Source organism: Nocardia sp. NPDC060255 (genome assembly GCF_042727395.1).
Taxonomy (GTDB): domain Bacteria; phylum Actinomycetota; class Actinomycetes; order Mycobacteriales; family Mycobacteriaceae; genus Nocardia.
In genome coordinates this window covers 99,601-111,349 of record NZ_JBHXAU010000009.1, presented here as the reverse complement: position 1 = coordinate 111,349, position 11,749 = coordinate 99,601, and the positions used below count along the sequence as shown (strand labels likewise).

13 protein-coding genes and 4 tRNA genes are annotated in these 11,749 nt (G+C 64.5%); 2 read left to right on the top strand and 15 right to left on the bottom strand.

Annotated features, from left to right (window positions below):
* Positions 1-37 precede the first annotated feature (37 nt).
* The 4 genes from ACFWF1_RS18780 to rplJ all read right to left on the bottom strand — a co-directional run bounded on the left by ACFWF1_RS18780 (position 38) and on the right by rplJ (position 3,162).
* The gene (locus ACFWF1_RS18780) at positions 38-832 is read right to left on the bottom strand and encodes an MlaE family ABC transporter permease (protein WP_379291768.1); all 795 of its coding nucleotides are present in this window, start codon (positions 830-832) and stop codon (positions 38-40) included.
* An 11-nt stretch (positions 833-843) separates the two neighbouring features.
* Entirely contained in the window at positions 844-1,920 is a 1,077-nt protein-coding gene (locus ACFWF1_RS18775) for an ABC transporter ATP-binding protein (RefSeq protein ID WP_379291766.1), read from the bottom strand.
* Positions 1,921-2,161: 241 nt separating this feature from the next.
* Entirely contained in the window at positions 2,162-2,542 is a 381-nt protein-coding gene (rplL, locus tag ACFWF1_RS18770; protein ID WP_364723436.1) for a 50S ribosomal protein L7/L12, read from the bottom strand.
* A gap of 65 nt (positions 2,543-2,607) precedes the next feature.
* A complete protein-coding gene (gene rplJ, locus ACFWF1_RS18765; RefSeq protein WP_379291764.1) occupies positions 2,608-3,162 on the bottom strand; it encodes a 50S ribosomal protein L10 in 555 nt (184 codons plus the stop codon).
* 412 nt (positions 3,163-3,574) lie between these two features.
* On the opposite strand from rplJ, the gene ACFWF1_RS18760 reads away from it, so the two are divergent.
* Positions 3,575-5,197: an MFS transporter gene (locus tag ACFWF1_RS18760; RefSeq protein WP_379291762.1), complete on the top strand. Its 1,623-nt coding sequence runs from the start codon at positions 3,575-3,577 to the stop codon at positions 5,195-5,197.
* Between the two features lie 55 nt (positions 5,198-5,252).
* Here ACFWF1_RS18760 and ACFWF1_RS18755 read toward each other — a convergent pair whose 3' ends face one another.
* The 11 genes from ACFWF1_RS18755 to ACFWF1_RS18705 all read right to left on the bottom strand — a co-directional run bounded on the left by ACFWF1_RS18755 (position 5,253) and on the right by ACFWF1_RS18705 (position 11,075).
* Entirely contained in the window at positions 5,253-5,780 is a 528-nt protein-coding gene (locus tag ACFWF1_RS18755; RefSeq protein WP_379291761.1) for an NADPH-dependent FMN reductase, read from the bottom strand.
* Positions 5,781-5,923: 143 nt separating this feature from the next.
* The gene (gene rplA / locus ACFWF1_RS18750; RefSeq protein WP_357385565.1) at positions 5,924-6,637 is read right to left on the bottom strand and encodes a 50S ribosomal protein L1; all 714 of its coding nucleotides are present in this window, start codon (positions 6,635-6,637) and stop codon (positions 5,924-5,926) included.
* Positions 6,638-6,748: 111 nt separating this feature from the next.
* Positions 6,749-7,183, bottom strand: a complete 435-nt coding sequence (gene rplK / locus ACFWF1_RS18745; RefSeq protein WP_150399757.1) for a 50S ribosomal protein L11 — start codon at positions 7,181-7,183, stop codon at positions 6,749-6,751.
* 96 nt (positions 7,184-7,279) lie between these two features.
* Positions 7,280-8,101, bottom strand: coding sequence for a transcription termination/antitermination protein NusG (gene nusG, locus ACFWF1_RS18740; protein WP_379291860.1), 822 nt, complete (start codon positions 8,099-8,101; stop codon positions 7,280-7,282).
* Positions 8,102-8,252: 151 nt separating this feature from the next.
* Entirely contained in the window at positions 8,253-8,639 is a 387-nt protein-coding gene (gene secE, locus ACFWF1_RS18735; protein WP_379291759.1) for a preprotein translocase subunit SecE, read from the bottom strand.
* Between the two features lie 65 nt (positions 8,640-8,704).
* Positions 8,705-8,777 (bottom strand) — tRNA-Trp (locus ACFWF1_RS18730).
* A 226-nt stretch (positions 8,778-9,003) separates the two neighbouring features.
* Positions 9,004-10,062, bottom strand: a complete 1,059-nt coding sequence (locus ACFWF1_RS18725; protein WP_379322198.1) for a fused (3R)-hydroxyacyl-ACP dehydratase subunits HadA/HadB — start codon at positions 10,060-10,062, stop codon at positions 9,004-9,006.
* A gap of 268 nt (positions 10,063-10,330) precedes the next feature.
* Complete coding sequence (gene rpmG / locus ACFWF1_RS18720; protein WP_014988500.1) at positions 10,331-10,501, bottom strand: 50S ribosomal protein L33; 171 nt, start codon at positions 10,499-10,501, stop codon at positions 10,331-10,333.
* Positions 10,502-10,542: 41 nt separating this feature from the next.
* A tRNA-Met gene (locus ACFWF1_RS18715) sits at positions 10,543-10,618 on the bottom strand.
* A 90-nt stretch (positions 10,619-10,708) separates the two neighbouring features.
* Positions 10,709-10,781 (bottom strand) — tRNA-Thr (locus tag ACFWF1_RS18710).
* Between the two features lie 211 nt (positions 10,782-10,992).
* Positions 10,993-11,075: transfer RNA gene (locus tag ACFWF1_RS18705), tRNA-Tyr, on the bottom strand.
* Positions 11,076-11,239: 164 nt separating this feature from the next.
* On the opposite strand from ACFWF1_RS18705, the gene ACFWF1_RS18700 reads away from it, so the two are divergent.
* Positions 11,240-11,731 (top strand): YajQ family cyclic di-GMP-binding protein, encoded by a 492-nt coding sequence (locus ACFWF1_RS18700; protein ID WP_357385561.1) that lies wholly within the window; start codon positions 11,240-11,242, stop codon positions 11,729-11,731.
* Positions 11,732-11,749: the final 18 nt, after the last annotated feature.

The window sequence follows — 11,749 nt, the reverse complement described above, 5'->3', positions numbered from 1 at the left end:
TGGCGAGAGCGGGGTTGCGGTACTGAGTGGCCACCGGTCAGGCGCCCTTGGCCGGGACGACCTGCAGGTACACCAGGGTGAGGATGAGGTTCACGAAGAACAGCACCAAGAACGTGATCACCACGGACTGGTTCACCGCTTCACCAACTCCCTTCGGGCCACCTTTGGGGTGCAACCCCTTATACGAGGCGATCACACCGGCTATCAGACCGAACACCAGCGCCTTGAACTCGCCGATCCACAGGTCCGGCAGCTGCGCCAGGGCGGAGAACGACGCGAGGTACGCGCCGGGCGTACCGCCCTGCAACAGCACGTTGAAGAAATAACCGCCCGCGATGCCGACCACCGAGACCAGGCCGTTGAGCAGCAGCGCGACCACCGTCATGCCGAGCACGCGTGGCACGACCAGCTTGTGTACCGGATCGACGCCGAGCACTTCCAGCGCGTCGATCTCCTCACGGATGGTGCGCGAGCCGAGGTCGGCGGCGACCGCCGAACCGGCCGCACCCGCGATGATCAGCGCCGTGACGATCGGCGCCGCCTGCTGCACGGTGGCGAGCACACTTGTTGCGCCGGTGAAGGATTCGGCACCGAGCTGTTTGATCAACGAGCCGGTCTGCAGCGCGACGACCGCGCCGAAGGGGATGGCGACCAGTGCGCTGGGCAGGATCGAGACACTCGCGATGAACCACGACTGCTCGATGAACTCCCGCCACTCGAACGGCCGGCGAAACGTCTTGCGCAGCACGTCTACGAACAGCGCAAAGATGTTGCCGGCCTGGCCAAACCCCGACTCCAGTGGAGTCCGCAATCGCGCCAGGGAGGAATTCACGATCGCAGATGTTACCCGTTAGTTGTGTTGTGTGAAGTAGTGGTCTCGTACGCGCCGCCCTGGTAACCACCCTGGTCGCTGTTGTTGTACGCGAGGACCTGCGTCTCATCGTTCTGATCAAGTGATTCACGAATCGCGGTCTGGGCCGCGTGCGGCAGCGTGTGCATGATCTCGCGGACGCGTTCCTTGCGGCGGCGCACGGCCTGGCGCACCGGCATGCCGGGGGTCGCCTGCATCTGCGGGATGATGCCCTCGATCTCTTCGGCGCCACCGTGGTGATGACCGCCGTCGAACATCGCCTGCTCGCGCGCCATCTGGGCCTCGTCCTTCTCCTCGGACATGCCGATCGGGCCCTGCATGCGTCCGTTGAGGAACTGCTTGACCACCGGCTCGTCGGAGGTCAGCAGCACCTCGCGCGGGCCGAACATGACCAGCTGGCGGCGGAACATCATGCCGATGTTGTCCGGCACGGTGCGGGCCAGGTTGATGTTGTGCGTGACGATCAGGATGGTGGCGTCGATCTGCGCGTTGATGTCGATCAGCAGCTGGCTGATGTAGGCGGTGCGCACCGGGTCGAGGCCGGAGTCCGGCTCGTCGACGAGGATGATCTGCGGGTCGAGCACGAGGGCACGGGCCAGCCCGGCCCGCTTGCGCATACCGCCGGAGATCTCACCGGGCAGCTTGCCTTCGGCCCCGAGCAGACCGGTCAGCTCCAGCTTCTCCATGACGATCTTGCGAATGTCGGATTCCGACTTCTTCGTGTGCTCACGAAGCGGGAACGCGACATTGTCGAAGAGGTTCATCGAGCCGAACAGCGCGCCGTCCTGGAACAGCACGCCGAAGAGCTTGCGGATCTCGTAGAGCTCCTTGTTGGAGCAGGTGGTGATATCGGTGTCGCCGATGTAGATCGAGCCGCGCTCCGGGCGCAGCAGGCCGATCAGCGACTTCAGAAAGACTGACTTGCCGGTACCCGACGGGCCGAGCAATGCGCTGACCTCGCCGGTCGGCAAGGTCAGGGAGACATCCTGCCAAATTCGCTGGGATCCGAAGGACTTGGTAATGCCTTCGGTTCTGACCTCGACGCCCACGCCAACCTCCACAATTTCTCAGCGAGCTGCCCACCAGCTAACCGCGTGCTCGGTCTCGCGGTGTGTCACGTCACAGTGGGTCGGGCCACTGTATCCCAAGAGCGAGACGGGGCACACCCCAACCTGACTGAAGAGTAACCCCGTTTCATTTGCTATTTCCGGATTGTTGGCGCAGGTCGCCACAAATAGCAAACGGGCGGCCCCCACAGTGGGGACCGCCCGTCGGCGATTCGGTCGGAAATTACTTGACCGACACCTTGGCGCCGGCGTCTTCCAGCTTCGCCTTGGCGGCCTCGGCGGCATCCTTGGCAACCTTCTCCAGGATGGCCTTCGGCGCGCCCTCGACGAGGTCCTTGGCTTCCTTCAGGCCCAGGCCGGAGACGATCTCGCGGACCACCTTGATGACCTGGATCTTCTTGTCGCCCGCACCCTCGAGGATGACGTCGAACTCGTCCTGCTCCTCGACGGCGTCCGCAACGGCGCCCGGGCCGGCCGGACCGGCGACGGCGACCGGAGCAGCAGCGGTGACCTCGAACTTCTCTTCGAACTTCTTGACGAAGTCCGACAGCTCGAGCAGGGTCATGTTGCCGAAGGTCTCCAGCAGTTCGTCAACGTTGGCCATGATGTTGTTCCTTTCGGTAGTTGTTGTCTATGTGGGCGAGCCGCGCGCGATTCACCCGCATGGGGTTATTCAGCGTCGGCGGCAGCGGCGGGTTCGCCACCGGCTTCGGCCTGCTTCTTCTCCACGAGCGCGGCGGCAAGGCGAGCCACCTGCGACGCGGGAGCGTTGAACAGACCGGCGGCCTTCGCCATGTTGCCCTTCATCGCACCGGCCAGCTTGGCCAGCAGGACCTCGCGGGACTCCAGGTCGGCGATCTTCTCGACCTCGGACACGGACAGCGGTGCGCCGTCCATGTAGCCGCCCTTGATGATGAGCGCCTTGTTGTCCTTCGCGAAGGCCTTGAGGGCCTTCGCCGCGGTGACAGGCTCGCCGCTGATGAAGGTGATCGCGGTCGGTCCGACGAACAGCTCGTCGAGGCCTTCCACGCCCGCCTCGGCAGCAGCGCGCTTGACCAGGGTGTTCTTGGCGACGGAGTACGTGGCCTCGGCGCCGAGCGCACGTCGCAGTTCGGTGAGCTTGCCGACCGACAGACCACGGTATTCCGTGACAACGGTGGCAGTCGAGCTCTTGAACTGCTCGGTGATCTCCTCGACCGCGGTAACCTTCTCGGGTTTTGCCATACTTCGCCTCCTCTCTGATGGTCGGTATGAAGCGAACTACCGATCATGGGGACGGCGACAAAACAAACGCCCCGGACGCAAGGCGTTCCGGGGCGCACAAATAACTCACGGCCTCGGTTCTCCCTGCGTGGGCCGCCGGCAATGTCGCCGGACCTTCGACCGAACCCATGCGGGCTCGACGACCAACGGTCTTCGGTAGAACGGATTGGTTAGGAATCGAACTGGTCGATAACTGATGTCCAATGTACCTGGACCCACCCCCATCTGCCAAAACGGGGTGAAGCTCAGGCGAATTGGGACCATTCGGCACCCGTTTCGATGTGTCACTCATCACAGTCGCCCCATTGATGTGGTGGAGATCGCGGCTGGAAGGTGTTACCAACGGTGACAGTTACTGTTTGACTGCTGAACTATGGCAACCTCCATAGTCGATCCACCGGTGCTGCTGGAACGACGTAACCAGCGCTTTCTCGCCTTGGCCGTGATCTGCCTCGCCGAGCTGCTAGTCGTCCTGGACAACACCATCGTGAACGTGGCACTGCCCTCGATCGGGGTGCAGCTGCGCACCGGTGTCAGCGGCCTGCAATGGGTCGTCGACGCGTACACCCTCACCTTCGCGGGCCTGTTGCTCGCCTTCGGCAATCTCGGCGACCGCCTCGGCCGCCGCCGGGTCATGATGGTCGGCCTGGTCGGCGTCGGCGCCATGTCGGTCGCGGGCGCGCTGTCCGGCTCGATGGGTGGCGTGATCGCCGCACGCGCCGCGATGGGCGTCTTCGCCGCGGCCGTCTTCCCCGCGACGCTCGCGCTGATCATCAACATCTTCCACGACAAACGCGAACGGGCCCTTGCCATTGCGGCGTGGACCGCGATGGCCGGGTTCGCCATCGCGATCGGCCCGATCTCCGGCGGCTGGCTGCTGGAACACTTCACCTGGCACTCGGTCTTCTGGATCAACGTGCCGCTCGCGCTCGTCGCGCTCGCCGCCACCCTGCTCTGGGTGCCCGAATCGCGCTCCTCGCAGGTCGGCAAGCTCGATCTGCCCGGCATCGGGCTGTCCATCGCGGGCATCACGCTGGTGGTCTGGTCCATCATCGAGGCGCCGCGCTTCGGCTGGCTCTCCTCGACGACCCTGGGCACCGGCGGGCTCGGCCTCGCGCTGGTTATCGCGTTCGTCGTCTGGGAATTGCGCACTGCCGCACCGATTCTCGATATGACACTGTTCCGCAATCGGCGATTCTCGATGCCCGCCTTGTCGATTGCGATCTGCTACTTCTCGATGTTCGGATTTCTATTCCTCATCACGCAGTATTTCCAAGGCGTGCGCGAATACACGCCGCTCGAATTCGGTATCGCCTCACTGCCTTTCGCGTTCTCGGTGGCGATCGGCGCACCGATCGCCACCCTGCTCGCGCAGCGATTCGGGCCGACTCCGGTCATTGTGGTCGGCCTGCTGAGTACCGGACTCGGGCTGTACCTGGGTGGCCAGGTGACGGTGGACAGTCCGTACGTCACCGACGTGCTGCCCGCCATGGTGTTCATGGCGCTCGGCGTCGGCATCGTGCAGGGACCGGCCACCGAATCGATCATGGGCTCGCTGCCGCTCAACGAGGCGGGCGCCGGGTCGGCGGTCAACGACACCACCCGCGAGATCGGCGGCACCCTCGGCGTCGCGGTGCTCGGCTCGATCGTGGCCTCGTACTACACGACCAGGATCGCCCCGCGCATCGACGCGCTGCCCGCCGGCTTGATGAACGACAACGAGAAGGGGCTGGTGAAGTCCAGTCCGCTCAGCGTGCTGGAGATCCGCAAGCGCCCGCTTCCCCAATTCTTCGAGAGCCAGCGCGAAAACCTCATCGTCGCCATGAAAACGGCCGCGCTGCAGGGCTCGCATACCGCATCGCTGGTCGCGGCGGCCGCGGTGGTGGTGTGCGCGATCGTGGTGGCGATGTTCCTGCCATGGGGTGTGCCGGAGGGTGAGTCGGTGTTGCTCGGCTGGCGCAAAGCCGGGGAACCCCAAGAGGATTCAGCCGGCTGACCGTCCGCAACCGATGGCGGGCCGGGATCCGATCGGGTCCCGGCCCGTGTCGTGCTCAGACGGCTCTGGCGACCAGGTTGTTCAGTGCTTCGATTGCGCCGCTACGGAATTCGGCGGTAGCGACCAGGCCGTCCGGTCCGATGTCGTCCCGGCCGACCGGCAGCCGGGCGCAGGTGTCGGGGTCCACGTCGGCGCCCACGTAACCGAGGACGAGCGCCAAGGTCGCGGCCGCGCCGTCACCGCGGCCGAGCGCGGCGACATTGATCCAGGCGGTCGGCTTCTCGTAGAGGTCGGCATTGCCGACGGTCCAGTCCAGCAGGTTCTTCAGGCTGCCCGGCAGCGTGCCCGCGTACTCCGGGGTGCAGAACAGCACCGCCTCGGCCCGCGAAAGCTGTTCGCGCAGTGCTAGAACCGACGGATGTCCGGTGCCGTCGTCGTCCGGGTTGAAGGCGGGCAGGTCGGCGAGTCCGTCGAACCACCGCGCGTCGATGCCGTCGGCGGCGAGCGCCTGGACCGTGCGCAAGGCGGCGGAATTGGTCGAAGCACTGCGCGTGCTCCCGGAGATCAGCAGGACAACCGTCATCTCAGGGCCAACGACGCCGCACCCAGAATTAGTCCGATCCCGCGAACGCGCAAGGGCGGGAACGCGATTCGCGTTCCCGCCCTTGCGGACGTGCTAGGTGCTACTTAAGACGCTGGTCCTTTCGAGCGACCTGCAAGCAGTCGCTACGCATCCTCGTCGAGGAGGTTGCGGGTGCGGTTCGGGTCCACCGGGATGCCCGGTCCGGTGTTCGTCGAAACCGTCACCTTCTTGACGTAGCGGCCCTTGGCGGTCGACGGCTTCACACGCAGGATCTCCTCCAGCGCGGCGCCGTAGTTCTCCACCAGCGCGGCATCGGCGAAGGAGGCCTTGCCGATGACGAAGTGCAGGTTGGCCTGCTTGTCGACGCGGAAGTTGATCTTTCCGCCCTTGATCTCGTTGACGGCCTTGGTCACGTCGTTGGTGACCGTGCCCGTCTTCGGGTTCGGCATCAGGCCACGCGGTCCGAGGACACGCGCGATCCGGCCGACCTTGGCCATCTGGTCCGGGGTGGCGATCGCGGCGTCGAATTCGAGCCAGCCGCCCTGGATCCGCTCGATCAGGTCCTCGGCGCCGACGGCGTCCGCACCGGCGGCCTCGGCCTCAGCGGCCTTCTCGCCGGCTGCGAACACGATGACGCGGGCGGTCTTACCGGTGCCGTGCGGCAGGTTGACCGTGCCGCGAACCATCTGGTCCGCCTTGCGGGGATCGACGCCGAGACGGACGGCGACCTCGACGGTCGCGTCGGTCTTGGTGGTCGCGGTCTCCTTGGCCAGCCGCGCGGCGGCGAGCGGGGAGTACAGCGCGTCGCGATCGACCTTCTCGGCCGCGGCGAGATACGCCTTGCTTCGTTTTGCCATGATTCTCTGTCCTTAGTTTCTGGTTTCAGCCGTGGTTATCGGGCCTGGCCGGCCCTCCCACCGTGAGCGGATGCTGGTCGTTTCGAGCGACCTGCAAGCAATCGCTACGGACTAGCCTTCGACGGTGATACCCATCGAGCGAGCGGTACCCGCGATGATCTTCGCAGCCTGGTCGATGTCCTTGGCGTTCAGATCTTCGGCCTTGGTCTTGGCGATCTCCCGGACCTGGTCCATGGTGATCTTCGCGACCTTGGTCTTGTGCGGCTCAGCCGAACCCTTCTGCACACCGGCGGCCTTGAGCAGCAGCCGGGCGGCGGGCGGGGTCTTCAGCTTGAAGTCGAACGAGCGGTCTTCGTAGACCGAGATCTCGACCGGGATGACGTTGCCACGCTGCGACTCGGTCGCGGCGTTGTACGCCTTGCAGAACTCCATGATGTTCACGCCGTGCTGACCGAGCGCGGGACCCACCGGAGGGGCGGGGTTCGCCTGGCCGGCCTGGATCTGAAGCTTGATGATCCCGGCGAGCTTCTTCTTCTTGGGGGGCATCTTTCTTTCCTAGGTGTCTGTTTTCCTTGCTCTTTGCAAGTCCTGTCGAATCAACCCGTGGTCCGGGCCGATTCATTCCGTCGAGGACGGAACGTCTTAGATCTTCGCGACCTGGGTGAAGCCGAGCTCCACCGGGGTCTCGCGGCCGAAGATCGACACGAGCACCTTGAGCTTCTGCTGCTCGGCGTTGACCTCGGAGATGCTGGCGGGCAGCGTCGCGAAGGGGCCGTCCATCACGGTGACCGACTCGCCGACCTCGAAGTCGACCTCGATGGTCGGCTTCGACACCGACTCGGACGAAGACTCACCCGAGCCCGCAGCACCGGCGGCGGCAGGCGCCTTCTTCTGCTGGGCGGCGGGGACGAGGAACTTCACCACGTCGTCGATGGACAGCGGCGACGGACGCGAGGTGGCGCCGACGAAGCCGGTGACGCCGGGGGTGTTGCGCACCGCGCCCCACGACTCGTCGTTGAGTTCCATCCGGACCAGGATGTAGCCGGGCAGCACCTTACGGTTGACGTTCTTGCGCTGGCCGTTCTTGATCTCGGTGACCTCTTCGGTCGGCACCTCGACCTGGAAGATGTACTCTTCCAGGTCCAGGTTCTGCACGCGGGTCTCGAGGTTGGCCTTCACCTTGTTCTCGTAACCGGCGTAGGAGTGGATCACGTACCAGTCACCGGGGGCACGACGCAGCGCGGACTTCATCTCCGCGACCGGGTCGGCGGGCTCTTCGTCGATCGGAGCGGCGTCGGCGGCGGCCTCGTCTTCGGTCTCCGGCTCGGCGACCTCGGCGGCAGCGGCATCCTCGGAGTCCACGTCCTCGGAGTCTTCGGCGGTCGCGGCATCTTCGGTCGTGGGATCCACCACCGCGTCCTCGACCGGGAACTCTTCGTTTGTGTCGTTCTCCGGGGTGCTCACTGGGGCACTCGCTTCCTGTGTCGTCACGTACATCCTCTGCGTGCCGGGGCCGGGCGCAAGGCGGAATTAGTCCGCCCGGTCCGCCCCGGGGATCGGCCGCCGGCTGACCCTTTCGAGCGACCTGCGAGCAGTCGCAAGCGCCGGCGTTCTACTAGCCGAACAGCCAGTTGACACCCTTGATGAACGCGATATCCAACCCGCTGATGAACGCGACCATGAAAATCACGAACACCAGAACAACGCTCGTATAGGTGACCATCTGCTTCCGGTTGGGCCAGATCACCTTGCGCAGTTCCGCGACTACTTCACGCAGGAACTTGATCAAACGCTTGAACGGATTACGCGTTCCGCGTTCGGCCCGATCGGTCTTGGTTGCCTTGCGCAACGTAGGTCGATCCAGAGTGGCGATCGAACCCGTGTCGGACGACGCGCTGCGAGTCCGCCGAGCAGAACGCTTGCCACTCGGACGAGCTACCCCGGCGGTGTCATCGCCGTCGTCGGTCGCATGTGCGCCCAGGCGATCTTCCCGCTCGCTCACGTCGATCCTTTCGTCGCTGGCATGCCGGTTCTTTCGAGCGACCTGCAAGCAGTCGCTACGGAAGGCAGGGGCGACAGGACTTGAACCTGCAACCTGCGGTTTTGGAGACCGCTGCTCTGCCAGTTGAGCTACGCCCCTTCGGTTGGATCCCTGTTGGCCGTCCAACCACTGTTCGGTATTCAGTTGTTCAGTTCTGGTGTCACACAACACGCGCGCCACTCCGGCAGTTGCCGGCCCCTCGGCGAATCCTTGCGGTTTCGCTTGGAACCAGCCCTACAGAGCAGCGCGCAGCGGCTGGTGACCCCAGAAATCTGAGTGTACGTTACCGCCCGCGTCGTTAGCCAATCAGGGTCAAGCGACCAGGTCAGGCCAGTTGGACAGTTGCCGTCGCGCGCCCGAAGATCTTGCGCCCCGCCGACTTCGCCACGATGGCGACGACCGCGGTCCGCGTCTCCGGATCCACGGACTTCACCTTACCGGTGTATTCGATCTCGGCGGCCTCATCGGTCCCCACATAGACAGGACTGGTGAAGCGGACGTTGTACTCCTTGACCGCGCCGGGATCGCCGACCCAGGAGGTGACGAAACCGCCGCCGAGGCCCATGGTGAGCATGCCGTGCGCGACCACGTCTTCCAGGTCGACCAGCTTGACGACCTCGTCGCTCCAGTGGATCGGGTTGGCATCGCCGGAGACACCGGCGTAGTTCACCAGGTCGCCGCGGGTCAGCCGGACGATGCGACTCGGCAGCTCGTCGCCCGCCGCGATGTCGTCGAAGTTGATGGCGCGCTTGCTCGGCGCGACCTCGGGCACCTTGGCGGCGACCACCGGGGCCGGGACGTTGGCGCGCGGGCGGTGGTCCGGCGCGTCCTCGCCGATGCCGTGCATCAGCACGTTGCGGACCACGTCGTTGAGGTTCGGGTCGATATCGCCGCCGCTGCGGCCGATCAGCGTGGTGTAGGTGGTGAGCACCAGCTCGTCGTTCTGCGCGGTGACGATGTTCTTGGTGACGATGATGTCGCCGCCGAAGGCCTGCCGGAACGAGTGCAGGTAGACGTCGCAGACCAGCTGGTCGCCGACCTTGATCGGCCGGTGGAATTCCAGGATCTGATCGGTCTGCAGGATCTGGCTCAGGTCGTAGCCGGTGACAATCTGCTCGAAGAGCTTGCGCTGGGCCAGAATGCCGACCAGGGAGATGAAGGTCAGCGGCGCGAGCAGGCCGTCGTAGCCGTACTCCTGCGCCAGGTCCTCGTCCCAGTGCACCGGGTGGTAGTCCTGCACAGCGCGCGCGTATTCGCGCACCTTCTCGCGGCCGACCTCGTAGTAGTCGTCGACGCGATAGTGGTGACCAACCATCGATGCCGCGTGTGCTGCGGGGTCGAAGTTCTCGACCGCCTGAACCGCTTCGTCTGTACCGGTGTTGATTGTCACGGGTGGACTGTACCTATCTGACCCCGATATCCGGAGTCGCGGAGCGTCTACGGCTGCGCCTCGCTGACGCTCGGCTTCGCCGTAACCGCTGGGGCGGCTGTACCTATGGTTCGCTCGCTGCGCTCCCTCACATACCGCACTCGACCGATGAAATGCGTCAGGGCCGGACAAACGTCCGGCCCTCGCACTGTCACGATCCGAGATTGTCGAGAACGATCAGGTTCTCGACGCCGATCCACGCGGCAGCATCACGCGTGGCGGACTAGCGGGATTCTTTATGTCCCCGGTGCGTGCCGCAGTTCGGGCAGAACTTCTTGAGTTCCAGCCGATCCGGGTCGTTGCGCCGGTTCTTCTTGGTGATGTAGTTGCGGTGCTTGCACTGCTCGCAGGCCAAGGTGATCTTTGGCCGGACATCGGTGGACTTCGCGGCCACGATATTCCTTCTTTCGGGTCAACCAGTTGGTCTGATCGGTTTGGTAGCGATGGCCGGACTTGAACCGGCGACACAACGATTATGAGTCGTTTGCTCTACCGACTGAGCTACACCGCCACGGGGTCGCATTGCTGTAGTGCCGCGCCCGGCCCCACCAGAGTGGGAACTATATGCGATGCCGAGTCGGTCACCACCGGCAATCCGGCGAGCCCCCTAACGGAATCGAACCGTTGACCTTTTCCTTACCATGGAAACGCTCTGCCGACTGAGCTAAGGGGGCATGACTACTTCCGCACCAGGCTCCGAACACCCGACCCCGGCGCGGCGAAGTCTTGAACGAGGTTACACACTCTAGGGTCAGAGCTCCAAACCGGGTGGTCAGAAGCATTTTTCAAGGGACCTTCCGACACCAGCGGGGTGAGCGCCGGTGACGGCGGGCCGCAAACGAAAAACCCCCGAAGATCGAAAGTTCGATCCTCGGGGGCTTCGGGTGGCAGATGTAGGATTCGAACCTACGTAGGCTTTCGCCGACGGATTTACAGTCCGCTCCCATTGGCCGCTCGGGCAATCTGCCGTGCACTGAGTGCGGAGAGCAGAATACAACGGACCAGCACCCTGAATGCAAACCGGCTGGCCATCGGCCATGCGGCGGGACTACGGTCGCGCTCCGGGGTACAACTAACGGTGACCGATCAACCGGTCGAGCGAGCAGTTGGACCGCCAGGACAGGAGCGAAGTGTGGCCGATTCGTCATTCGATGTCGTCAGCAAGGTCGAACGTCAGGAGGTCGACAACGCGCTGCATCAGGCGGAGAAGGAGCTGACCACCCGCTACGACTTCCGCAACACCGGCGCGGCCATCGAGTGGTCCGGCGAAGACAAGATCGTGCTGACGGCCGAGGCCGAGGAGCGGGTCAAGGCGGCGCTGGATGTGTTCAAGGAGAAGCTGATTCGCCGCGACATCTCGCTCAAGGCGTTCGACGCCGGCGAGCCGGTCGCCTCCGGCAAGACCTACAAGATCACCGGAACGCTGGTGCAGGGCATCGACACCGAGCACGCGAAGAAGATCACCAAGAAGATCCGCGACGAGGGCCCCAAGGGTGTCAAGGCGCAGATCCAGGGTGAAGAACTGCGGGTGAGCAGCAAGAAGCGCGACGATCTGCAGGCCGTGATCTCGCTGTTGAAGGGCGAGGATTTCGGCATCGCCCTGCAGTTCGTCAACTACCGATAGCGAGCTCGCGGGTACCGG

What these genes read in the sequence shown, in the direction of transcription:
- ACFWF1_RS18755 (WP_379291761.1), bottom strand. Translation starts at nt 5,780, where the DNA reads ATGACGGTTGTCCTGCTGATCTCCGGGAGCACGCGCAGTGCTTCGACC.
- rplJ (WP_379291764.1), bottom strand. Translation starts at nt 3,162, where the DNA reads ATGGCAAAACCCGAGAAGGTTACCGCGGTCGAGGAGATCACCGAGCAG.
- rplL (WP_364723436.1), bottom strand. Translation starts at nt 2,542, where the DNA reads ATGGCCAACGTTGACGAACTGCTGGAGACCTTCGGCAACATGACCCTG.
- rplA (WP_357385565.1), bottom strand. Translation starts at nt 6,637, where the DNA reads ATGGCAAAACGAAGCAAGGCGTATCTCGCCGCGGCCGAGAAGGTCGAT.
- rplK (WP_150399757.1), bottom strand. Translation starts at nt 7,183, where the DNA reads ATGCCCCCCAAGAAGAAGAAGCTCGCCGGGATCATCAAGCTTCAGATC.
- ACFWF1_RS18760 (WP_379291762.1), top strand. Translation starts at nt 3,575, where the DNA reads ATGGCAACCTCCATAGTCGATCCACCGGTGCTGCTGGAACGACGTAAC.